Annotated in this window: 17 protein-coding genes and 2 riboswitches; of the genes, 12 read left to right on the forward strand and 5 right to left on the reverse strand. The window is 67.9% G+C overall.

What is annotated here, in order from left to right; genetic code table 11:
* Window positions 1-49: 49 nt before the first annotated feature.
* A riboswitch (glycine riboswitch) is annotated at window positions 50-150 on the forward strand.
* A 1-nt stretch (window position 151) separates the two neighbouring features.
* A riboswitch (glycine riboswitch) is annotated at window positions 152-251 on the forward strand.
* A gap of 67 nt (window positions 252-318) precedes the next feature.
* The 3 genes from gcvT to gcvP are packed head-to-tail and all read left to right on the forward strand — an operon-like array spanning window position 319 to window position 4,781.
* Window positions 319-1,488: a glycine cleavage system aminomethyltransferase GcvT gene (gcvT, locus tag AC1ROC_RS00290; RefSeq protein ID WP_492997365.1), complete on the forward strand. Its 1,170-nt coding sequence runs from the start codon at window positions 319-321 to the stop codon at window positions 1,486-1,488.
* Window positions 1,489-1,490: 2 nt separating this feature from the next.
* A complete protein-coding gene (gcvH, locus tag AC1ROC_RS00295; protein ID WP_085370470.1) occupies window positions 1,491-1,862 on the forward strand; it encodes a glycine cleavage system protein GcvH in 372 nt (123 codons plus the stop codon).
* A 15-nt stretch (window positions 1,863-1,877) separates the two neighbouring features.
* A complete protein-coding gene (gene gcvP, locus AC1ROC_RS00300) occupies window positions 1,878-4,781 on the forward strand; it encodes an aminomethyl-transferring glycine dehydrogenase (protein WP_492997367.1) in 2,904 nt (967 codons plus the stop codon).
* Between the two features lie 78 nt (window positions 4,782-4,859).
* On the opposite strand, the gene AC1ROC_RS00305 is transcribed toward gcvP, so the two are convergent.
* Window positions 4,860-5,654: a CPBP family intramembrane glutamic endopeptidase gene (locus AC1ROC_RS00305; RefSeq protein ID WP_085370468.1), complete on the reverse strand. Its 795-nt coding sequence runs from the start codon at window positions 5,652-5,654 to the stop codon at window positions 4,860-4,862.
* A gap of 272 nt (window positions 5,655-5,926) precedes the next feature.
* Between AC1ROC_RS00305 and AC1ROC_RS00310 the strand changes: the two genes are divergently transcribed.
* The 3 genes from AC1ROC_RS00310 (at window position 5,927) to AC1ROC_RS00320 (ending at window position 10,454) form a co-directional block, all read left to right on the forward strand.
* The gene (locus tag AC1ROC_RS00310) at window positions 5,927-7,717 is read left to right on the forward strand and encodes an ABC transporter family substrate-binding protein (RefSeq protein WP_085370466.1); all 1,791 of its coding nucleotides are present in this window, start codon (window positions 5,927-5,929) and stop codon (window positions 7,715-7,717) included.
* A gap of 191 nt (window positions 7,718-7,908) precedes the next feature.
* Window positions 7,909-9,441 (forward strand): ABC transporter permease, encoded by a 1,533-nt coding sequence (locus tag AC1ROC_RS00315; RefSeq protein ID WP_434948947.1) that lies wholly within the window; start codon window positions 7,909-7,911, stop codon window positions 9,439-9,441.
* Entirely contained in the window at window positions 9,441-10,454 is a 1,014-nt protein-coding gene (locus AC1ROC_RS00320; protein WP_434948946.1) for an ABC transporter permease, read from the forward strand. The genes AC1ROC_RS00315 and AC1ROC_RS00320 overlap by 1 nt, the downstream gene beginning before the upstream one ends.
* A gap of 59 nt (window positions 10,455-10,513) precedes the next feature.
* Here AC1ROC_RS00320 and AC1ROC_RS00325 read toward each other — a convergent pair whose 3' ends face one another.
* On the reverse strand, window positions 10,514-11,140 hold the full coding sequence (locus AC1ROC_RS00325) for a PH domain-containing protein (protein WP_085370461.1): 627 nt from the start codon (window positions 11,138-11,140) through the stop codon (window positions 10,514-10,516).
* Window positions 11,141-11,226: 86 nt separating this feature from the next.
* On the opposite strand from AC1ROC_RS00325, the gene AC1ROC_RS00330 reads away from it, so the two are divergent.
* Window positions 11,227-13,080 carry an ABC transporter ATP-binding protein gene (locus AC1ROC_RS00330; protein ID WP_085370460.1) on the forward strand — a complete coding sequence of 618 codons (1,854 nt, stop codon included), beginning with the start codon at window positions 11,227-11,229 and terminating at the stop codon, window positions 13,078-13,080.
* Window positions 13,081-13,205: 125 nt separating this feature from the next.
* Complete coding sequence (gene typA / locus AC1ROC_RS00335) at window positions 13,206-15,128, forward strand: translational GTPase TypA (protein WP_085370458.1); 1,923 nt, start codon at window positions 13,206-13,208, stop codon at window positions 15,126-15,128.
* 105 nt (window positions 15,129-15,233) lie between these two features.
* On the opposite strand, the gene efeB is transcribed toward typA, so the two are convergent.
* Genes efeB through efeU form a run of 3 tightly spaced genes read right to left on the reverse strand, consistent with a single transcriptional unit; the run spans window position 15,234 to window position 18,652 of the window.
* Window positions 15,234-16,547 carry an iron uptake transporter deferrochelatase/peroxidase subunit gene (efeB, locus tag AC1ROC_RS00340; protein WP_492997376.1) on the reverse strand — a complete coding sequence of 438 codons (1,314 nt, stop codon included), beginning with the start codon at window positions 16,545-16,547 and terminating at the stop codon, window positions 15,234-15,236.
* A 9-nt stretch (window positions 16,548-16,556) separates the two neighbouring features.
* Complete coding sequence (gene efeO / locus AC1ROC_RS00345) at window positions 16,557-17,735, reverse strand: iron uptake system protein EfeO (RefSeq protein ID WP_085370455.1); 1,179 nt, start codon at window positions 17,733-17,735, stop codon at window positions 16,557-16,559.
* Window positions 17,736-17,779: 44 nt separating this feature from the next.
* Window positions 17,780-18,652 (reverse strand): iron uptake transporter permease EfeU, encoded by an 873-nt coding sequence (efeU, locus tag AC1ROC_RS00350; RefSeq protein ID WP_085370453.1) that lies wholly within the window; start codon window positions 18,650-18,652, stop codon window positions 17,780-17,782.
* A 99-nt stretch (window positions 18,653-18,751) separates the two neighbouring features.
* On the opposite strand from efeU, the gene AC1ROC_RS00355 reads away from it, so the two are divergent.
* The 4 genes from AC1ROC_RS00355 to AC1ROC_RS00370 all read left to right on the forward strand — a co-directional run bounded on the left by AC1ROC_RS00355 (window position 18,752) and on the right by AC1ROC_RS00370 (window position 22,113).
* A complete protein-coding gene (locus AC1ROC_RS00355) occupies window positions 18,752-19,162 on the forward strand; it encodes a DUF6113 family protein (protein WP_085370451.1) in 411 nt (136 codons plus the stop codon).
* 33 nt (window positions 19,163-19,195) lie between these two features.
* Entirely contained in the window at window positions 19,196-19,516 is a 321-nt protein-coding gene (fdxA, locus tag AC1ROC_RS00360) for a ferredoxin (RefSeq protein WP_055895722.1), read from the forward strand.
* A gap of 16 nt (window positions 19,517-19,532) precedes the next feature.
* A complete protein-coding gene (gene dapC / locus AC1ROC_RS00365; protein WP_492997379.1) occupies window positions 19,533-20,651 on the forward strand; it encodes a succinyldiaminopimelate transaminase in 1,119 nt (372 codons plus the stop codon).
* 124 nt (window positions 20,652-20,775) lie between these two features.
* On the forward strand, window positions 20,776-22,113 hold the full coding sequence (locus AC1ROC_RS00370) for a citrate synthase (RefSeq protein ID WP_085370447.1): 1,338 nt from the start codon (window positions 20,776-20,778) through the stop codon (window positions 22,111-22,113).
* Window positions 22,114-22,126 lie beyond the last annotated feature (13 nt).

Raw genomic sequence — 22,126 nt, forward strand, 5'->3', positions numbered from 1 at the left:
CGGTTATGCTGAGCGGCAGCAGCACCACACAACAGAACACTGGGCCATCGAGGTCGATGCGGGAGAGCCGGAAGCGCTATGGCGCGGAATCGGCACCGAAGGAGCAATCCTCCCCGACAATCTCTCAGGTACGCGTACCGCATCGGACTGGCCACTCTGAAAAGCAGGGCGACGCCACAACCGCGCCCTCGCCCACGGTGAAAGCCGCGCGTCAGCGCGGTGAAACTCTCAGGCCGGATGACAGAGGGGGAGTTCTCACACGGATCGCGCTGCGCTCCGTGCCCAACTCCCGGCGACGGCCGGCGAATCGGAGAACTCATGACCTCGCACGACACAGACCGCCTCTCCCCGCTGCACGACGCCCACCAGGCGGCAGGAGCATCCTTCACGGACTTCGCCGGCTGGCAGATGCCCGTCCGGTACTCCAGCGACCTCGCCGAGCACCACGCCGTCCGGCAGGCGGCCGGTCTCTTCGACCTGTCCCACATGGCCGAGATCGTGGTCATCGGACCGGAGGCGGGGGCCGCGCTCGACTACGCGCTCGCCGGCAAGCTGTCCGCCGTCGCGATCGACCAGGCCAAGTACAGCCTGCTGCTGTCCCGCTCGGGCGGGATCGTCGACGACCTCGTCGTCTACCGCACCGGCGAAGACCGCTACATGGTGGTCGCCAACGCCTCCAACCGGCACCAGGTCGCCGAGGAGCTGCGCAGCCGCACAGCGCCGTTCGACGCCGAGGTCTTCGACGAGAGCGACGACATCGCCCTCATCGCTGTGCAGGGACCGGCGGCGTTGTCCATCCTCACCGCCACCCCCGGCTTCGCCGTCGAGGGCGGGGCGCACGACGGCGACGACTTCGCCGCCCGCATCGGCGCGCTCAAGTACTACTGGTCGCTCCCCGCGCTGTACGAGACGCATCCCGTGCTCGTCGCACGCACCGGATACACCGGGGAGGACGGCTTCGAGCTGTACCTCGCGCCGGACAACGCCCCGCAGCTGTGGGATGCGCTGCTCGAGGCGGGAGCGGAGCAGGGCCTCGTGCCCGCCGGGCTCGCCAGCCGCGACACGCTGCGCCTCGAAGCCGGTATGCCGCTCTACGGTCACGAGCTGGGCCTCGACGTCTATCCAGCACAGGCCGGGCTCGGCCGCGTGGTCAACCTGGCGAAGGACACCGACTTCGTCGGACGCGCCGCCAGCGAGGACGGACCGGATGCCGAGGCACCGGTGCTCGTCGGACTGATGGGGGAGGGGAAGAGGGCCGCCCGCGCCGGATACCCCGTCTACGCCACCAGCGCGGTGGACGGAGGAGACGAGGCCGTCGGCGTCGTCACCTCCGGCGCCCTCTCGCCGACCATCGGCGTGCCGATCGCGATGGCGTACGTCGCCCCGCGCTTCGCACGTCCGGGAACAGAACTGCACGTCGACATCCGCGGCAACCGTCTCGGGTACACCGTCACCGCCCTCCCCTTCTACAGCAGAAAGAAGCACTAGTCATGGCCGCAGAACAGGACCTCAAATACACCGCCGAGCACGAGTGGCTCCTCGTCGACGGCGACACCGCGACGGTCGGCATCACCGCGTACGCGGCGGAGAAGCTGGGCGACGTGGTCTTCGTCGAGCTCCCTGCCGTCGGCAGCGAGGTGGCGGAGGGCAAGGTCGTCGGCGAGATCGAGTCGACCAAGTCGGTCGGCGAGCTGTTCGCGCCGGTCGACGGCACCGTCACCGAGATCAACGACGCGGTGGTGGATGCGCCCGAGCTCGTCAACAGTGACCCGTTCGGCGACGGCTGGCTCGTCAAGGTCGCCTTCACCACTCTCCCCACCCTCCTGAGCTACGACGAATACGCCGCCCTCACGGGCGAGTGAGGCACCCCCACTTCGATGACTGAACTCTTCCAGACGCGTCACATCGGCACCGGCGACGACGCGCAGCGCACCATGCTGTCCTCCATCGGCTACGAGACGGTCGCCGACCTGGTCACCGCCGCCGTGCCGGACACGATCAGGGTCGACCCCGGATACGAGTCCGTGCTGCCCGCAGCGGCCAGCGAGCGCGCCGCCCTCCGCGAACTGCGTGGCCTGGCCGCGCAGAACACGGTCAACACGTCGCTGATCGGCCTCGGGTACTACGGCACGATCACCCCGGCCGTGATCAAGCGCAACGTGCTGGAGAACCCGAGCTGGTACACGGCGTACACGCCCTACCAGCCGGAGATCTCGCAGGGCCGTCTGGAAGCCCTGATCAACTTCCAGACGATGGTCTCCGACCTCACCGGGCTCGACACGGCCAACGCGTCCATGCTGGACGAGGGCACCGCCGTGGTCGAGGGGATGCTGCTCGCGCGTCGCGCATCCAAGGTCAAGTCGTCGACGTTCGTCGTCGACGCCGACACGTTCCCGCAGACGCTCGCGCTGCTGCGCAACCGGGCGGACGCGGTCGGCATCGAGCTCGTCGTGCTCGACCTCGCGTCCACCCCGGCGGACGACGCCAGGCTCTCCGACGCATTCGGGCTGTTCGTGCAGTATCCGGGGGCGTCCGGCCGGGTCTGGGACCCGTCCGCCGTGTTCGCCGCCGCGAAGGCGGGCGGCGCGATCATCGTCGCCGCCGCCGACCTGCTCGCCCTCACCCAGCTGCGCTCGCCGGGCGAGCTGGGCGCGGACGTCGCCGTGGGCACCAGCCAGCGCTTCGGCGTCCCGATGGGCTTCGGCGGCCCGCACGCCGGCTACATGGCCGTGCGCTCCGGTCTGGAGCGCCAGCTGCCCGGCCGCCTCGTCGGGGTGTCCCAGGATGCGGTGGGCAAGCCCGCGTACCGGCTCACCCTGCAGACGCGCGAGCAGCACATCCGGCGCGAGAAGGCCACCTCGAACATCTGCACGGCACAGGTGCTGCTGGCGGTCATGGCCGCGATGTACGCGGTCTACCACGGCCCGCGTGGGCTGAAGGCGATCGGCCGGCGCGTTCACCTGACGGCCGCGACGGTCGCCGGTGTGCTCCGCGAGCGCGGCGTCGACGTGATCTCCGACTCGTTCTTCGACACCATCCAGGTGCGCGTCGCCGACGCGGCGGCCACGGTCGCCGCCGCCCACGAGCGCGGCATCCTGCTGCACGCCGCAGACACCTCCACGGTGTCGATCAGCTTCGACGAGGAGACGGCGACGGACATCGCCGAGGGCTCGTCGCTCTACGCCGACCTGCTCGCCGTCCTCGGCGCGGGGGAGCGCACGGGAGGCGCGGACATCCGGATGGTGGGCGGCACCCCGTCGTTCGAGCCCTCGCTCATCCGGTCGAGCGCATACCTGACCCACCCGGTCTTCAACACCCACCACTCCGAGACCGCCATGATGCGGTACCTCAAGTACCTGGCCGACAAGGACTACGCGCTCGACCGCGGCATGATCCCGCTCGGCTCCTGCACGATGAAGCTCAACGCGGCAACCGAGATGGAGGCGGTGACCTGGCCGGAGTTCGCCGGGCTGCACCCGTACGCCCCCGCGGACGACGTGCGCGGCTCCCTCGCGCTGATCGACCAGCTGGAGACCTGGCTGGCCGACGTCACCGGATACGACTCCGTCTCGCTGCAGCCGAACGCCGGCAGCCAGGGCGAGCTGGCCGGGCTCCTCGCGATCCGCGGTTACCACCGCTCGCGCGGCGACCTCGCCCGCACGGTCTGCCTGATCCCGCAGAGCGCCCACGGCACCAACGCGGCGTCCGCTGTGCTCGCCGGGATGTCGGTCGTGGTCGTGGCCTGCGACGAGCTGGGCAACGTCGACCTCGACGACCTGCGCGCCAAGATCGCCGAGCACGCGGACACGCTCGCGGCGCTCATGATCACCTACCCGTCCACCCACGGCGTGTACGAGCACGAGGTCCTCGCGATCACGCAGGCCGTGCACGACGCCGGCGGCCAGGTCTACGTCGACGGCGCGAACCTCAACGCGCTGCTCGGCTACGCCAGGTTCGGCGACTTCGGCGGAGACGTCAGCCACCTCAACCTGCACAAGACGTTCTGCATCCCGCACGGTGGTGGCGGCCCGGGTGTCGGCCCCGTCGCGGCGAAGGCGCACCTCGCGCCGTTCCTGCCCGGCCACCCGCTGGCTCAGGATGCGACGCACTACCTTGCCGGCGGAGACCGCGTCGAGCACGCGGGCGGCCCGGTGTCGAGCGCGCCGTACGGATCGCCGAGCATCCTGCCGATCAGCTGGGCATACGTGCGGATGATGGGCGCCGCCGGGCTCCGGGATGCGACAGGTGCGGCCGTCCTCGCCGCCAACTACGTCGCCGTCAAGCTGCGCGACGCGTTCCCGGTGCTCTATGCGGGCGACAACGGGCTGGTGGCGCACGAGTGCATCCTGGACCTGCGGCCGCTCACCGAGCAGACCGGCGTGACGGTCGACGACGTGGCGAAGCGCCTGATCGACTTCGGCTTCCACGCCCCGACGATGAGCTTCCCTGTCGCCGGCACGCTGATGGTCGAGCCGACCGAGAGCGAAGACCTCGCGGAGCTCGACCGTTTCGTGACCGCGATGATCGCGATCCGCGCCGAGGCCGACGCCGTGGCGGCGGGGGACTGGCCGGTCGACGACAACCCGCTGCGCGGCGCCCCGCACACCGCGGAGTCCGTCATCTCCGGCGAATGGACCCACCCGTACACGCGCGAGCAGGCCGTCTACCCGGTCCCCGGCATCGTGCGCGCCAAGTACTGGCCGCCCGTCCGCCGCATCGACCAGGCATACGGAGACCGCAACCTCTTCTGCGCCTGCCCGCCTCCCGAGGCCTTCGCCTAGACCAAAACAATCGAGTCCGAACTTGTTCACGCCCTCATTCGGCGTGTCGCGCGAATACGTTCGGGCTCGATTGTCGGTTTAAGCGAAGACGTGCGGCCAGAGGGCGACGGCGAGCGGGTAGCCGACGAACGAGACGATGTCGATGACGACGTGGGCGACCACCAGCGGCATCACGCGGCCCCAGCGGGTGTAGCACCAGCCGAACACGACGCCCATGATCGCGTTGCCCACGAACGGGCCGAACCCCTGATAGAGGTGGTAACTGCCGCGCAGCAGGGCAGCGGAGACGATGATGGTCCACTTCCCCCAGCCGAGCTGACGCAGCCGGGTGAAGAGGTAGCCGACGATGATGACTTCCTCCTGCAGCCCGGCGCGCAGTGCGGCGAACACCAGGATCGGGATGGTCCACCAGTGCGTGTCGAGCGGTGACGCCTGCACCTGCACGGTCACCCCCACCAGCCGCCCGAGCGCGTAGAACAGGATGCCGGGCACGCCGATCGCGAGGAACAGCAGCATCCCGCCGCCCAGGTCGGGCAGCGGGCGCGTGAGGTCGAAGCCGATCCGCCGGAATCCGCTGCGCTCGCGCTGCCAGAGCAGGAAGATCACCAGCGCGACGGCGAACAGCGGAAACAGGTTGCCGAGGAACTGATAGGTGAAGTCCAGCCACTCCCTGGTGCTCTGCGACGGGTTCACCTGCGCCGTCTGGTCGGCCAGCGGCGTCGTGTCCGTCGTCCGGGCGATGATCTCGACGATCGAGTAGACCGCGGACGCTCCCAGCGAGAGGCCGAGGACGATCGCGATCTCCCACCAGAGCCGCGGACGCTGCGCGCGTTCGAGCGGAATCTCGGCGGACCAGGGTGTTTCACGGCTCATAGAGGCATCCTGCCAGGTCCCGCGCATCCACCTCTGGATGCGGTTTGTCCACTCCAAACGGGTGGATGCGCTCGATTCATTGCGCGACACACGCGAATTCAGCCGTTTTTGTGTGCATCGTGCAATTTTCCGCCAACCGAGTTACCACTGTGTAACGTTTTGCCGCCCCGTTTTGCATTCAAACCGTGCGATACCTAGGGTCATTCTTATCCAGCGCGGTCCGGACGCACTCGCATGTCCGCGGCCGTCGCACACTTCGCACAGGAGGAACATTGCACATCAAGGGAAGAAAGGTCAGGTACGCGGTCAGCGCGGTCGCCATTGCCGGCGTCGCAGCGCTCGCACTGTCTGCCTGCACCACGACCGGCAGCACCGGCGGGTCCAGCGCGGCGAAGGGCGGCACCGTGACGGTCGCCGTCGTGAACGACTTCACGTCGTTCAACTCGCAGACCCCGCAGGGCAACCTGGACACCAACGGCCAGGTCGGCTACCTCAACGGCTCGTACGGAACCGGGTTCCAGTACATCGACAACAACTACAAGATCGTCCACGACGACAAGTTCGGCAAGTTCGAGAAGACCTCGGACGACCCGCTGACGGTCAAGTACACGCTGAACAAGGACGACAAGTGGTCGGATGGCCAGCCCGTCACCGCTGACGACATGGTCCTCGCTTGGGCGATCGCCTCCGGATACTACGACTCGGCGACCACCGACGACCAGGGCGCCGTCACCAAGGGAACGCAGTACTTCTCGATCGCCGGCTCGACCGCCGGTCTCGACACCACCGGCTTCCCGACCGTCGGCGACAACAACACGTCGATCACCCTGAAGTACGGCACCCCGTACGTGGACTGGGAGCTCGTCAACCCGATCGCGCAGCCCGCGCACATCGTCGCCAAGAAGGCCGGCCTCTCCTCGGCCGCCGACCTGACGAAGCTGCTCAAGGGCCTGCCCAAGGGCGACAAGGACAACCCCGCCGCTCCGGACGCCACGCTCAAGAAGGCTGCTGACTTCGTCAACACCGGCTACGACGTGACCGCGTTCCCGACCGACAAGGACCTCCTGGTCTCCTCCGGCCCGTTCGTGGTGTCCAGCTGGACCCCCGGACAGTCGCTGACGATGACGAAGAACAAGTACTACGCGGGCGGCCTCAAGCCGAACGTGGACAAGGTCGTCTTCCGCATCATCCCCGACGCGAACGCCCAGGTCACCGCTCTCCAGAACGGTGAGGTCGACATCATCAACCCGCAGGCGTCCGCCGACACGATCACCGCGCTGAAGAACACCAGCGCCAAGGTCCTCACCGGTGCCCAGGCCTCGTACGACCACCTCGACCTGAACTTCGGCTCGCCGACGTTCGCGGACGCCAAGGTGCGCGAAGCGTTCCTGAAGACCATCCCGCGTCAGCAGATCCTCGACTCGATCGTCACCCCGGTCGACTCGAAGGCGAAGGTCCTCAACTCGCAGATCTTCCTGCCCAACCAGGAACAGTACGCGGACACCGTGAAGATGAACGGTTCTGACAAGTTCGACAAGGTCGACATCGACGGCGCCAAGGCGCTCCTCGCCGGTGCCACCCCGACCGTCCGGATCCTCTACAACACGAACAACCCGAACCGCGTCGACGAGTTCCAGGCCATCTCGGCCTCGGCCTCCAAGGCTGGCTTCAAGGTTGTCGACGCCGGTTCGCCCGACTGGAGCAAGCTCCTCCCGGGTGGCGACTACGACGCCTCGCTCTTCGGCTGGATCAGCCCTGGTGCAGGCACCACGCAGCTCCCGCAGCTGTTCACCACCAACGGTGGCGGTAACTACAACCGTTACTCGGCGGCGAACGACCTCGCGGTGAAGTCGCAGATCACGCTCGACAAGGACGAGCTCACCAAGATCGAGCAGCAGATCGACGCCAAGACGTTCGCTGACGGCTACGGCCTGCCGCTCTTCCAGCTGCCCGGTGTCTTCGGCGCGACGTCCCGTGTGGACGGCGTCAAGTTCAACGGCGGACAGTCTGGTCCGTTCTGGAACTTCTGGGAGTGGTCGGTCAAGTCGTCCACCGCGAAGTAACAGCTCCAACAGTGAGAGTGCCCGGGTGAACCCCGGGCACTCTCCTGCCGCGGGGCGTCGGCGGTTTCGTCGACGCCCCGTATCATGTAGTCGGTGGACGAGACCCGTTCATCCATTCCGAAACGCGTCGACGCGGGCCGAGTGCCCGCCACCCCCGAGTTGGCGCGCACTGTCAGTGAGGTTTTCAACCTATGGCGAGTTTCATCCTGAGACGCCTCCTCGTCTCGGTGCTCATCATCATCGCCGCATCGTTCCTGATGTACATGCTGGTCGCGTATAGCGCCGACCCGCTTGCAGACCTGCGGAGCAGCAATTCCCCCAACAAGACCCAGTTGATCAACGCCAGGATCCAGCTCCTGCAACTGGATGTGCCCCCGCCGTTGCGCTGGGTGCTCTGGCTGGGAGGTGCGGCCAAGTGCCTCATCCCGTTCGCCAACTCCTGTGACCTGGGCTCCACGATCTCGAACGCGAAGGTCGTCGACATCCTGCCGCAGGCCCTCGGGGCGACGGTCCAGCTGGTCACCGTCGCACTGATCCTCGCGATCCTGCTCGGTGTCACCATCGGTATCGTCACCGCCCTCCGCCAGTACAGCGGACTCGACAATGTCGTCACGTTCCTCAGCTTCTTCCTGTACTCGCTCCCGGCGTTCCTCGTGGCCGTGCTCCTCAAGGAGTTCGTCGCGATCGGCTTCAACAACTTCCTCGCGCATCCGACGATCCAATGGTGGGTCGCCGCGTTGATCGGGGTGGTCGCCGGTCTGATCTGGCAGTCGCTAATCGGCGGTGACATGAGGCGGCGTGCCACCACGTTCCTCATCTCCGGCGTCGCGACCGCCGGTGTCCTGCTGCTCATGTCGGCGACGAACTGGTTCCTGGCCCCCGGCCTCGGCCCGGTGGTCATGATCATCCTGACCGCTGCCGTCGTGCTGGGCACGACCGCGCTGGTCTCCGGACTGCAGAACCGCAGGGCGCTGCTCACCGCCGGGATCACCGGCGCGATCACGATCGTCTGCTACTTCGCGCTGCAGCCGCTGTTCGACATCTCGTCGGTCGCGACCATCATCATCCTGATCGTCGTCGCCATCCTGGTGAGCCTCGCCATCGGCTACTTCGTCGGCGGGTACGACCGCGGTCAGAACATGCGCGTCGGCGTCATCGTCACGATCGTCTCCGGCGCCCTGGTGCTGCTCGACCGCTTCATGCAGGCGTGGCCGCAGTACTTCCAGGACACCAACGGCCGCCCGATCGCGACCGTCGGCTCGTCGACGCCGGGACTCGACGGCGACATCTGGGTGACGGGGCTCGACACGTTCACCCACCTGGCGCTGCCGACCGTCGCGCTGCTGCTCATCTCCTTCGCCTCGTACACCAGGTACTCCCGGGCTGGGATGCTCGAAGTCCTCAATCAGGACTTCATCCGCACCGCGCGGGCGAAGGGTCTGCCAGAGCGCACCGTCGTCGTCCGTCACGCCTTCCGCAACATGCTCATCCCGATCACCACCCTGATCGCGTTCGACGTGGGCGCCCTCCTCGGTGGCGCCATCATCACGGAGCACGTCTTCGCCATCCCCGGCATGGGTTCGCTGTTCAACCTGGGCCTGTCCCGCGGTGACCTCAACCCCGTGATGGCGTACTTCGTGGTGATCGCGGCGATGGCCATTCTGTTCAACTTCCTCGCGGACCTCGCGTATGCCGCACTCGACCCGAGAGTGAGGGTCCGATAATGTCCAGCACCGAACCCATGATCGCCGATGAGCTGCAGGCTCCGACCGCACCCCCGGTCAGCCAGGGCAAGCTCATCTGGAAGCGGTTCCTGTCCAACAAGATCGCCGTCATCAGCGCGATCCTGTTCATCCTGATCCTGCTGTTCTCGATCTCCGCGATCGGCATCGGCCCGATCCACGGCTGGTGGAAGTACGACTTCAAGGAGCTGAACGACCAGGTCAAGCAGGGTGCCCCCACCGCGGAGCACCCGTTCGGCCAGGACCGCATCGGCAAGGACTACTTCGCCCTCGTGATGCGCGGCATCCAGAACTCGGTGCTGGTGATGGTCATCATCGGCGCGATCGCCAGCATCCTCGGCGTCGTCGTCGGCGCCATCGCCGGCTACTTCCGCGGCATCGTCGACGCCATCCTGATGCGCATCACCGACGTGTTCATCGTCATCCCGGCCCTCGTCGTCGGCTCCGTCGTCGGTCACTGGACCGGCGGCCTCGGCGCCCCGACCCTGGCCCTGATGCTCGGGTTCTTCTCCTGGATGGGCATCGCGCGTCTGGTGCGCGGCGAGTTCCTCTCGCTGCGCGAGCGCGAGTTCGTGGAGGCTGCGCGCGTCGCAGGCGCCTCGGACATGCGCATCATCTTCAAGCACATCCTGCCGAACGCCATCGGCGTCGTCATCGTGTCCTCGACGCTGATCATGGCCGCGGCCATCCTCCTCGAGACCGCGTTGTCCTACCTCGGCTACGGCATCCGTCCGCCGGACGCGTCGCTCGGCCTCCTGATCAGCTCGAACCAGTCGGCGTTCCAGACGCGACCGTGGCTGTTCTGGTGGCCCGGTGCGTTCATCGTGACGCTCGCGCTGCTCGTCAACTTCGTCGGCGACGGCCTGCGGGATGCGTTCGACCCCCGCCACCGCCGGTTCAACCTGCGCAAGATGCGCGAGGAGGAGCCGGAGCCCGGTGAGGGAGACGGCGGAAGCAGGAAGACCGGAGCCGCCATCGCGGAGGACGTGCTGTGACCAGCGCCGTCCTCGCCCTGCCCCTCGCCGCCGTGACCTCCTGGGCCGTGTCCCTCGGGTCAGGCGAGGAGCAGGGCGGCGACCGTGCCGGCGAGCAGGAGCACCAGGGCCGCAAGGCTCACCAGGTGCCAGCGCACCGTCACGGGCGTCTGGTCGGCGATTCCCGCCTCCAGCGCTCCGCTGTCGCGCAGCTGCGTCCAGCGGCGGCGCACCACCTCGGCGGCCGCGCCGGACGGGGTGGACAGCAGGTCGCCCGGGCGGCGCACACTGTCTTCGACGCTCGGCCGTCCGACGCGTCCCTTGGTCTCGCTGCGGGTCGCCCGCAGGGTCCTGGACGTCCCGGGAGCCGGAAGCGACCAGACGGCGTACTTGTGGCCGGGCGTGTAGAGCGTCAGTGCGTACTTCGTGTCGACGTTGATGAGCGCCTCCCACGGGATCTCGACGGTGCCGGTCACGTTGACCACCGTCAGGCCGCGGGTATCGACCACGAACAGCGGACGCCACAGCGTGACCCACGCCAGCAGGGCGATGAAGACGCACGGAACGATGTACAGCAGGCGCCGATCGTGGATGCTCACCAGCAGTCCGACGCTCAGCGCGGCGCACGCCGCCCAGATCAGGGCGGCAACGACCCGGTTGAACCGGGAGACGAACACCTCGCGTTCGTCGGCGGAGGTGTGAGGCATGTGACCATGCTCTCATTCCTTCCGTCGGCGGACGGCGACCGGAGACGCCGGGCGATCCCCGGCGCTCGCGAAAGGAACATCAACTCATGACCGACAACACCAACGGTCAGGCCGGCGTCGTGACCGACGCCCCCGTTCTGCAGGTCACCGACCTCTCGGTGGACTTCGGCGTCGACAACGTCTGGGTGCCGGCGGCCAAGAAGCTCAACTACTCGATCAAGGCCGGCGAAGTGCTGGCGATCGTCGGCGAGTCCGGCTCGGGCAAGAGCGCGAGCTCGATGGCGATCCTCGACCTCCTGCCGCAGAACTCGCGCGTGCGCGGCAGCATCAAGCTCGACGGCCGCGAGCTCACCGGGCTCTCCCCGCAGCAGATGCGGCGCGTGCGCGGACGCCAGGTGTCCGTGATCTTCCAGGAGCCGATGACGGCGCTGAACCCCGTGTACACGGTGGGCTTCCAGATCGTCGAGACCCTGCGCATCCACTTCGGGATGTCGCCGCACGAGGCGAAGGAGCGCGCCCTCGAGCTGCTCGACATGGTCGAGCTGCCCGACCCGGTGAAGGCGTTCAACTCCTACCCGCACCAGCTCTCCGGCGGTCAGCGGCAGCGCGCCATGATCGCGCAGTCGATCTCCTGCGACCCGAAGCTGCTCATCGCGGACGAGCCGACCACGGCCCTCGACGTCACGGTGCAGGCTGAGATCCTGGAGCTGCTGCGTTCGCTGCGCGACCGCCTCGACAGCGCCATCCTGCTGATCACGCACGACATGGGCGTCGTCGCCGACCTGGCGGACAACATCGTCGTGATGCGCAAGGGCGACATCGTCGAGTCCGGCACCGTCGCCGACGTGTTTGCCGCCCCGCAGCACCCGTACACGATCGCGCTGCTGGATGCGGTCCCGCACCTCGGTCAGCGCGACGACGACGCGATCGACACCACGGCCGCCCTCGCGGCTGGCACGGAGAACCCGGACGCCGAGTACGCCGAGCGCATCCGCACCAACGAGCGCATCGCCGCCGAGGAGCACGCCAAGTCCGAGATGGACAAGCGCGCGGTGGTCGTTGACTTCCAGAACGTGGCGATCGAGTACCCGAAGCACGGACGCGTTCCCGCGTTCCGCGCGGCGAGCGACATCAGCCTGCAGATCCACGAGGGAGAGGTCGTCGGACTGGTGGGGGAGTCCGGCTCGGGCAAGACCACCCTCGGCCGTGCGGCGATCGGCCTGCTGCCCATCCACTCCGGCAAGCTCGTGGTGGCAGGACAGGACATCAGCGACGCGAACCGCGACGAGATCCGCAAGCTGCACCGCAACGTCGGCATCGTCTTCCAGGACCCGTCGTCGTCGCTGAACCCGCGCCTGCAGATCGCCGACTCGATCGGTGAGCCGCTGCGCCTGGCGAAGGGCCTCAAGGGCCAGGACCTGGCGAAGGAGGTCGACCGCCTGCTCGACAGCGTCGAGCTGCCGCGCGCGTACCGCAGCCGCTTCCCGCACGAGCTCTCCGGCGGCCAGAAGCAGCGCGTCGGCATCGCCCGCGCGCTGTCGCTGAAGCCCCAGGTGCTCATCGCCGACGAGCCGACCTCCGCGCTCGACGTCTCTGTGCAGGCGCGCGTGCTCGACCTGATGCAGAACCTGCAGCGCGAGATGAACTTCGCCTGCCTCTTCATCACCCACGACCTCGCCGTCATCGACGTGCTCGCCGACCGCATCGCGGTGATGCACCACGGCAACCTGGTCGAGGTCGGCACCCGCAACGAGATCCTCCGCTACCCGAAGGAGGCGTACACGCAGCGCCTCCTCGCCGCGGTGCCGCTGCCGGACCCCGAGCAGCAGCGCGCCCGCCGCACGCTGCGACTGGAACTGCTGGCCGCCGGCTCCGACGAGGGCGTCGTGCCCTCCGTCACCCTGCCGGAGGCGGAGCCGCCCGTCGCGCAGGGGCTGTAGCCCGCGCACGTCGCACCAGCACACAGAGGAGGGCCCGGCGCGGGATGCGTCGGGCCCTTCGCCATTCCCCTGATAGAATGGACCGTTCCCCACTTATCCTTCTGACGAGAGTCGAGTCTGCACGCATGTCCGAGAACGCCGTCGCCCACCGCGATGATCTGCGCAATGTCGCAATCGTCGCCCACGTCGACCACGGCAAGACCACGCTGGTCGACGCCATGCTCCGGCAGACGAATTCGTTCGGCGACCACGAACACGTCGAAGAGCGTGCCATGGACTCCAACGAGCTCGAGCGCGAGAAGGGCATCACGATCCTCGCCAAGAACACGGCGATCTCGTACAAGGGCAAGCACGCCACGAACGGCCCCATCACGATCAACGTGATCGACACCCCCGGCCACGCCGACTTCGGTGGCGAGGTCGAGCGCGGCCTGTCGATGGTCGACGGCGTCGTCCTGCTCGTCGACGCGTCGGAGGGTCCGCTTCCGCAGACCCGCTTCGTGCTGCGCAAGGCGCTCGAGGCCAAGCTTCCCGTCATCCTCGCTGTCAACAAGACCGACCGCGGCGACGCCCGCATCGAGGAGGTCGTGAGCGAGAGCCAGGACCTGCTGCTCGGTCTCGCCAGCGACCTCGCCGACGACGTTCCCGACCTCGACCTGGATGCGATCCTCGACGTTCCCGTCGTCTACGCCTCCGGCCGCGCAGGCGCCGCGAGCCGCAACCAGCCCGCCAACGGCGAGCTGCCCGACAATGACGACCTGGAGCCGCTGTTCGAGGCGATCCTCGAGCACATCCCGGCCCCCACCTACGACCCGAGCGCACCGCTGCAGGCGCACGTCACCAACCTCGACGCCTCGCCGTTCCTCGGTCGTCTCGCGCTGCTGCGCATCTTCAACGGCACCCTGAAGAAGGGCCAGACGGTCGCCTGGGTCCGTCACGACGGCGATGTGCACAACGTGCGCGTGACCGAGCTGATGATCACCAAGGCCCTCGACCGCTACCCGGCCGAGAGCGCCGGCCCCGGCGACATCGTCGCCGTCGCCGGTTTCGCCGACATCATGATCGGCGACACGCTGGCGGACCCGGAGGACATCCGTGCCCTCCCGGCCATCCACGTCGACGAGCCCGCCATCTCGATGACCATCGGCACCAACACCTCGCCGCTCGTCGGCAAGGTCAAGGGCCACAAGCTGACCGCTCGCATGGTCAAGGACCGCCTCGACCGCGAACTGGTCGGCAACGTCTCGCTCCGCGTGCTCGACATCGGGCGCCCGGATGCGTGGGAGGTCCAGGGCCGTGGAGAGCTCGCGCTCGCCATCCTGGTCGAGCAGATGCGTCGCGAAGGCTACGAACTCACCGTCGGCAAGCCGCAGGTGGTCACCAAGCGCGTCGACGGCAAGCTGCAGGAGCCGTTCGAGCACCTGACCATCGACGCGCCGGAGGAGTACCTCGGCGCCATCACGCAGCTCCTCGCCGCCCGCAAGGGCCGCATGGAGAACATGTCGAACCACGGCACCGGCTGGGTCCGCATGGAGTTCATCGTCCCGTCGCGCGGCCTCATCGGCTTCCGCACGGAGTTCCTCACCACCACGCGCGGCACCGGCATCGCCAACGCCATCGCGCACGGATACGACGACTGGGCCGGCCAGATCATCACCCGCAGCAACGGCTCCATCGTGGCCGACCGCTCCGGTGTCGTCACGCCGTTCGCCATCATCGCCCTGCAGGAGCGCATGACGTTCTTCGTGAACCCGACCGAAGAGGTCTACGAGGGCATGGTCATCGGTGAGAACTCGCGTGCAGACGACATGGACGTGAACATCACCAAGGAGAAGAAGCTGACCAACATGCGTCAGTCCACGGCAGACAACTTCGAGTCGATGACGCCGTCGCGTCAGCTGACGCTCGAGGAGTGCCTGGAGTTCGCCCGCGAGGACGAGTGCGTCGAGGTCACGCCGGAGGCCGTGCGCATCCGCAAGGTCGAGCTCGACTCGAACGCCCGCGCCCGTGCGACCTCCCGCCTCAAGAAGCAGGACCAGAACGCCTAACCATCGTCCCGGCTCGCACCTCATAAACGAGTCCGAACTTATTCACGCGACACGCCGTCGCGGGGCGTGAATAAGTTCGGACTCGATTTTCTTTGGGGCTGAGGGTCAGGCGAAGAGCGAGGCGCCGACGTAGGAGCCGGAGGCGGCGCCGCCCGGCACGGCGAAGATGCCGGAGCCGACGTGCTTCAGGTATTCGTTCATCGCGTCGTTCTTGGCCAGCTGTGACTGGATCGGGATGAACTGCTTACGGGGGTCGCGCTGGAACGCGATGAAGAACAGCCCGGCATTCAGGCGGCCGAGCTCGTCGTTGCCGTCCACGAAGTTGTAGCCGCGCCGCAGCAGCTGCGCGCCTCCGTTGGTCGACGGATGCGCGAGGCGCACGTGCGAGTCCGGGTCGATCTTGGTGCCGCCGGTGGGGGAGACCGCGAGGAAGTTCGGCTCGCTGAACTCGGTGCCGCCCGACAGCGGTGCTCCCTCGCCCTTGTCGCGGCCGATGATGCGCTCCTGCTCGCCGAGCTGCTGCCTGTCCCAGGTCTCGATGACCATGCGGATCTTGCGCGCCACCAGGTACGAGCCTCCGCGCATCCACTCTGCGCCGTCGTCCGAGGCAGCCCACACCTGGTCGTCGACCACCGTGGTGTCCTCCGACTTGATGTTGGCCGTGCCGTCTTTGAACCCGAACAGGTTGCGTGGTGTGGTCTGGCTCCTCGACGTGGACGACGTGCGCCCGAAGCCGAGCTGCGACCACCGGATGGATGCGCGCCCGAACGCGATCCTCGACAGGTTGCGGATGGCGTGCACCGCCACCTGCGGGTCGTCGCTGCACGCCTGGACGCACAGGTCGCCGCCGACGAGCGCGTCTTGCAGGGCGTCGCCGGGGAAATGCGGGAGGTCGACCAGGGCGGCAGGGCGACGGGATGCGATGCCGAAGCGGTCGCGCCCGTCCTCCGTCTCGAACAGGGTCGGGCCGAACCCGAAGGTGAGGGTGAGCCCGCCGGCCGGCAGGTCGAGGGCCTCTCCCGTGTCGTCCGGTGGCGCATCCATCGGCCCGCTGGCCGGTCCGTACTTGCCGGCCGGGCGGCCCTGCGTCATGCGTGCGGCAGCGGTGGTCCAGTCCTGCAGCAGCTCGATCAGCCCGGCGCGGTCGAGGTCCCCGGCGATGTCGAACGTGGCGAAGTGCAGTCTGTCCTGCGCCGGAGTGGTGATCCCGGCCTGGTGCTCTCCGTAGAAGGGGTACGTGGCCGACGCGTCGGTGGATGCGCCGAGCAGCGTCCTGTCCACGGCGATGCCCGCGCCGACACCGACGACGCCTGCTCCGACCGCCGCACCGGCGAGCCCGAGCAGCCCGCGGCGGGAGAGGCCGGGCCGACCGGTCTCCTCCGCTGCAGGCACGTTCTCGCCCGTGGTCTCCGAAGTCACCCCGCGACCCTACTTGACGATGATCGAGGTGAGCTGGCTGAGCGGCTCACTGAGCGCGTTGACCTCGTCGGACAGCTCCTTGACCTGGGAGGTGCTCAGGTCGGTGTAGCTGACGAACCCGTCGCCGGACTTGTACTGGCCGAGCAGTTTCGTGATCGCCGCGAACTCGGTGTCGAGCTTCGCGACCACCTGCTTGCCGGTGGAGCCCTTGCCCTCCGCGATGTCGCGGACGATGCCGTATGCGACCTGCGCGCCCTCGACGTTGGCCTGGAAGTCCCACAGGTCGGTGTGCGAGAAGGTCTCCTCCTCGCCGGTGATCTTGCTGCGCGAGACCTCCTCCATCAGGCCGATGGCGCCGTTGGAGATCTGGTCGATGGTGAGGCTGAAGTTCTTCGCGTAGACGAGGTCGTAGAGCTTCTGCGTGTCGGCGACGAGCTGGTCGCCGAGGACCTTCCTTCCCGCCGCGTCGGACGGGGTGAAGCCTGCGGGAGCCCAGAGGTCCTTCTCGATCCGGTGCCAGCCGGTCCAGCTCTGACCAGCTTCGAGGTCCGCCTCGCGGAGGTCGATGGCCGGGTCGATGTCGCCGAACTGCTCGGCGGTCGGCTCGATGCGTTCGTAGAACGCGCGGGCGGCGGGGTACTGGGCCTTGGCCGTCGCGTCGTCTCCGGCCTCGTACGCCTTCGCGAACGCCTGCGTTGCCGTGAGCAGCTGGCCGCTCTGGTCCTTGACGTACGAGATGTAGTTGGTGACGGCCTGCGAGACCTGCTTGCTGTCACTGGCGGAGACGTTCGCCTTCTCGCCCTTGGTGACGGTGAACTTCGCGTAGGAGGTCGGGCTGCCGACCATGCCCTTCTTGCAGGCGGTGAAGTAGTCGCCCTCGGCGAGCTGGACCACGTAGTTGACCGTGGTGCCCGGTCCGACGTTCTCCTTCTCGCCAGCGATCCGCAGCTTGTCCTCCGCGAGCACCTCGAACTCGTTCACGTCGCTGCCGGTGTTGGTCACCTGGAAGGTGACGGCGCCGCTCGGCGCTGTGGCGGTGGAGACCGTGCACTTCTCGTCGTTCAGGGTGACGCTGATCGCCTCGGCATCTGCGGCCGCCTTGTTCGGCACGCAGCCGGTCAGGGCGATGGCGATGGTGGCGGCGCCGATGGTTCCGGCGAGGATGCCGATGGAGCGGGATCGTGGCATGGCTGTGCTTTCTCGTTCGCGGGGAGACGTCGGTGCGACGCTGTTCAGGATGCTGTGGTGCTGGAAAGGGTGGAGGCCGGGGACGTCTCCTCGGGGGCACGCTTCACCGGCGTGGCCGACGCGCGATGCTGCCGCAGGTAGAACGCGGAGACGATCACGACGTATGCGACCCAGCCGAACACCTGCAGCCAGGTGGGCGACGGGTTGAAGTTGACGATGCCGGTGAGGAGGGTGCCGTACCAGCTGGACGACGGGATGATGCCGCTGATGTCGTACGCGTGCACCCCGGCGCCGGGAAGGACGGCTGCTTCCTGCAGGTCGCCGATGCCGTATGCGAGCACGCCGCCCGCGACCAGGATGAGGAACGCGCCCGTCCAGGTGAAGAAGGTGCCGAGGTTGATCTTGACCATGCCGCGGTAGAGCAGGAAGCCGAGCACGGCGGCCGTGAGGATGCCGAGCAGCGCCCCGACGGCCGGTTCCCAGCCGCCGCCGACGCTGGCGACGGTCGCCCAGACGAACAGGGCCGTCTCGATGCCCTCGCGTCCGACGCTGAGCATCGCGAGCAGGATCACGCCCCAGCCGGCGCCGACCAGGGCGGAATCGAGCTTGGAGTGCAGGGTCGACTTCATGCTGCGGGCCGTCTTGCCCATCCAGAAGATCATCCAGGTCACGAACGCGACGGCGACGAGGGAGAGGGTGCCGCCCAGGATCTCCTGCGCCTGGAAGCTGAGACCGTACGGCCCCCAGGTGAGCAGCGCGCCGAGCCCGAGCGGGACGACGACGGCGATCCCGACGCCGACCCAGAGCTTGGACAGCACGTCGCGGCGCCCGATCTTCACCACGTACGCGATCAGGATCCCGACGACGAGAGAGGCTTCGAGACCTTCGCGGAGGCCGATCAGATAGTTCGCGAACACAGAGGACTTTCGGGGGAGAGGATGGGGGATTGGTAAGGCTAACCTTACCTACTCCGACTCTAGACATCCGCACCCAGCATGTCCAGCTAGGATTCGAGAATGCTCAGCCGGATCGCCAACTACGTGCTGCTCTTCCTCGTGGGAGCCGTGGTCGGCGCGGTCGGAACGGTGGCGCACCAGGCCACCGTCACCTGGGGCGTGCCCATCCCGCTCGGGCTGATCGGCTCGCTCGCCGCGTACACCGCGCTGCTGGTGGGGCTGCGGCTGCTCGGGCGCAACCGCATCCCGACCCTGGTGACCGCCGTCGGCGCGATCCTGGCCATCCTGCTGTTCTCGCAGAAGAGCGCGGGCGGTTCGGTGCTCATCCCGAACAACCTGCTCGGACAGCTCTGGCTCGCCGGTCCGATCGTGATTGCCGCCATCGTGCTCGCGTGGCCGGACCTGTCGAAGTCGCGGCGCCCGGCGGTCGCTCCTGCCGGAACAAGCACGGGCGGAAACGGCCTAAGCTAGACGAGTACAACTCGCGAAGGGAAATACTGCACTGTGACCTACGTCATCGCCCTCCCCTGCGTCGACGTGAAAGACCGGGCCTGTATCGACGAATGCCCTGTCGATTGCATCTACGAGGGCGAACGGTCGCTCTACATCCACCCCGATGAGTGCGTCGACTGCGGCGCCTGCGAGCCGGTCTGCCCCGTCGAGGCGATCTACTACGAAGACGACCTGCCCGAGCAGTGGGCCGACTATTACAAGGCGAACGTCGAGTTCTTCGACGACATCGGCTCCCCGGGTGGAGCAGCCAAGGTCGGCGTCATCGCCAAGGACCACCCGGTCATCGCGGCCCTGCCCCCGCAGGCCCACTGAGCCGCGGCTCGCACCGATGGCTCTCGCCGAACTCCCCGACTACCCCTGGGACCAGATGGCGCCGTTCGCCGCCCGCGCCAGGGAGCACGCCGACGGCATCGTCGACCTCTCCATCGGCTCCCCGGTGGATGCGACCCCCGACCTGATCCGCCGCTCCCTCGCCGAGGCGACCGACGCGCACGCGTACCCGCAGACGGTCGGCACCCCGGCCCTGCGCGAGGCGATCGTCTCCTGGTTCGCGCGGCGCAGAGGCGTCACCGGCCTGACGGTCGACAATGTGCTCCCCACGATCGGCTCCAAGGAGCTGGTCGCGTTCCTGCCGTTCATGCTCGGCCTGGGGGAGGGCGACGCTGTCGTGCATCCACAGGCCGCGTACCCCACATACGCGATCGGGGCCGCTCTGGCCGGTGCCGAGGCCGTCGCCTGCGACGACCCTGCGCTGTGGCCGGAGAACACCCGGCTGGTCTGGCTGAACAGCCCGGGCAACCCGGATGGCCGCGTGCTGTCCGTCGACGAGCTGCGAGCCGCTGTCGAGCGGGCCAGGGAGCTGGGCGCATACGTCGCGAGCGACGAGTGCTACGCCGAGCTCGGCTGGGATGCTCCGTGGGACGAGACGCCCATCCCGAGCGTCCTCGACCGCCGGGTGATCGGCGACTCGCGCCATAACGTGATCGCCGTGTACTCGCTGAGCAAGCAGTCGAACCTCGCCGGCTACCGCGCCGCGTTTGTCGCGGGATGCGCGACGGTCATCGGCAGGCTGCTGACCGTGCGCAAGCACGCGGGACTCATGCTGCCCGCCCCGCTGCAGGCGGCGATGGTCACCGCACTCGGCGACGACGAGCACGTCTCCGTGCAGCGCGCGCGCTACCGTGCGCGGCGCGACCTGTTGCGGCCGGCGCTCGAAGCCGCAGGCTTCCGCATCGACAGGAGCGAGGCCGGCCTCTACCTCTGGGCGACGGAGGGACGGGATGCGTGGGACAGCATCCAGCGCCTGGCCGACCTGGGCATCCTGGCCGGTCCCGGCGTCTTCTACGGCGACGGCTCTCCCCAGCACGTGCGGCTGTCGCTGACGGCGACGGACGAGCGGATCGCCGCGGCGGCGTCCCGCCTGCGGGCCGTTGGAGACAGTCTCTAACGGGATCAGCCCCCTTTTGCACGATGCGACAGTTGTCGCCGTCGTTCGTTAGGCTGTATCCGCACGACTTTTGCAGCGCTGCCACGATCGGCGCGCGAACTCATCCCATATCCCTGGAGGCGTTGTGAGCGGACTCGGCACCGAGAAGGCAGAGGCGGAGCGAACTGCACCCGCCCGGACCGAGGCGGCGACCGCTTCGCTGAGCTACCCGGGTGGCACGGCTGAATTCCCCATCCTGCCGAGCGTCGCCGGTGCGTCGAGCATCGACTTCTCGACGCTCACCAAGCAGACGGGGCTCACCAGCCTCGACTACGGCTTCGTGAACACGTCGGCCACACGCTCGGCGATCACGTACATCGACGGCGACGCCGGCATCCTGCGCTACCGCGGGTACCCGATCGAGCAGGTCGCCAAGAACTCGACCTTCCTCGAGGTGGCCTGGCTGCTCATCTACGGCGAGCTTCCCAGCCAGAGCGAGCTCGCGGAGTTCGACGAGAAGATCCGTCGCCACACGCTGCTGCACGAGGACCTGCGCCGGTTCTTCTCGGCTCTGCCGCACGACGCGCACCCGATGTCCGTCCTGTCGAGCGCCGTCTCCGCGCTGTCGACGTTCTACCAGGATTCGCTCAGCGTGCACGATCCGGAGCAGATCGAGCTGTCCACCATCCGCCTGCTGGCCAAGCTGCCGGTGATCGCTGCGTACGCGCACAAGAAGAGTCTTGGTCAGGCGTTCCTCTACCCGGACAACTCGCTGAGCTTCGTCGACAACTTCCTGCGCCTCAACTTCGGCACGCTGGCCGAGCCGTACGAGGTCAACCCCGTCGTGTCCAAGGCGCTGGAGCGTCTGCTCATCCTGCACGAGGACCACGAGCAGAACGCGTCCACCTCGACGGTCCGCCTGGTCGGTTCGACGCAGGCCAACCTGTTCGCCTCGGTGTCCGCCGGGATCAACGCGCTGTACGGCCCGCTGCACGGCGGAGCCAACGAGGCCGTCCTCGACATGCTCGCGGGCATCCGCGACTCCGGCGAGAGCGTTCAGAAGTTCGTCGAGCGCGTGAAGAACAAAGAAGAGGGCGTGAAGCTGATGGGCTTCGGGCACCGCGTCTACAAGAACTTCGACCCGCGCGCCCGCCTGGTCAAGGAGTCCGCCGACGAGGTGCTGGCCGCCCTCGGCGTCCACGACCCGCTGCTCGACATCGCGAAGGAACTGGAAGAGGTCGCCCTGGCCGACCAGTACTTCATCGACCGCAAGCTCTACCCGAACGTGGACTTCTACACGGGCGTCATCTACAAGGCGATGGGCTTCCCCACCCGGATGTTCACCGTCCTGTTCGCGATGGGCCGCCTGCCGGGCTGGATCGCCCACTGGCGCGAGATGAACAGCGACCCGGCGACCAAGATCGGCCGCCCGCAGCAGCTGTACACGGGCTCCGCCGAGCGCGCCTGGCCCACAGGCCGCTAACTCTCGCGGCTCG

Source organism: Leifsonia sp. GW821-FHT13C05 (assembly GCF_058806515.1).

Excerpts from the sequence above, each read along its gene's own strand:
- gcvP (WP_492997367.1), top strand. The coding sequence starts at position 1,878 with ATGACTGAACTCTTCCAGACGCGTCACATCGGCACCGGCGACGACGCG.
- AC1ROC_RS00320 (WP_434948946.1), top strand. The coding sequence starts at position 9,441 with ATGTCCAGCACCGAACCCATGATCGCCGATGAGCTGCAGGCTCCGACC.
- efeO (WP_085370455.1), bottom strand. The coding sequence starts at position 17,735 with ATGCCACGATCCCGCTCCATCGGCATCCTCGCCGGAACCATCGGCGCC.
- AC1ROC_RS00330 (WP_085370460.1), top strand. The coding sequence starts at position 11,227 with ATGACCGACAACACCAACGGTCAGGCCGGCGTCGTGACCGACGCCCCC.
- dapC (WP_492997379.1), top strand. The coding sequence starts at position 19,533 with ATGGCTCTCGCCGAACTCCCCGACTACCCCTGGGACCAGATGGCGCCG.
- AC1ROC_RS00315 (WP_434948947.1), top strand. The coding sequence starts at position 7,909 with ATGGCGAGTTTCATCCTGAGACGCCTCCTCGTCTCGGTGCTCATCATC.
- AC1ROC_RS00305 (WP_085370468.1), bottom strand. The coding sequence starts at position 5,654 with ATGAGCCGTGAAACACCCTGGTCCGCCGAGATTCCGCTCGAACGCGCG.
- AC1ROC_RS00325 (WP_085370461.1), bottom strand. The coding sequence starts at position 11,140 with ATGCCTCACACCTCCGCCGACGAACGCGAGGTGTTCGTCTCCCGGTTC.
- gcvH (WP_085370470.1), top strand. The coding sequence starts at position 1,491 with ATGGCCGCAGAACAGGACCTCAAATACACCGCCGAGCACGAGTGGCTC.
- gcvT (WP_492997365.1), top strand. The coding sequence starts at position 319 with ATGACCTCGCACGACACAGACCGCCTCTCCCCGCTGCACGACGCCCAC.
- typA (WP_085370458.1), top strand. The coding sequence starts at position 13,206 with ATGTCCGAGAACGCCGTCGCCCACCGCGATGATCTGCGCAATGTCGCA.
- AC1ROC_RS00355 (WP_085370451.1), top strand. The coding sequence starts at position 18,752 with ATGCTCAGCCGGATCGCCAACTACGTGCTGCTCTTCCTCGTGGGAGCC.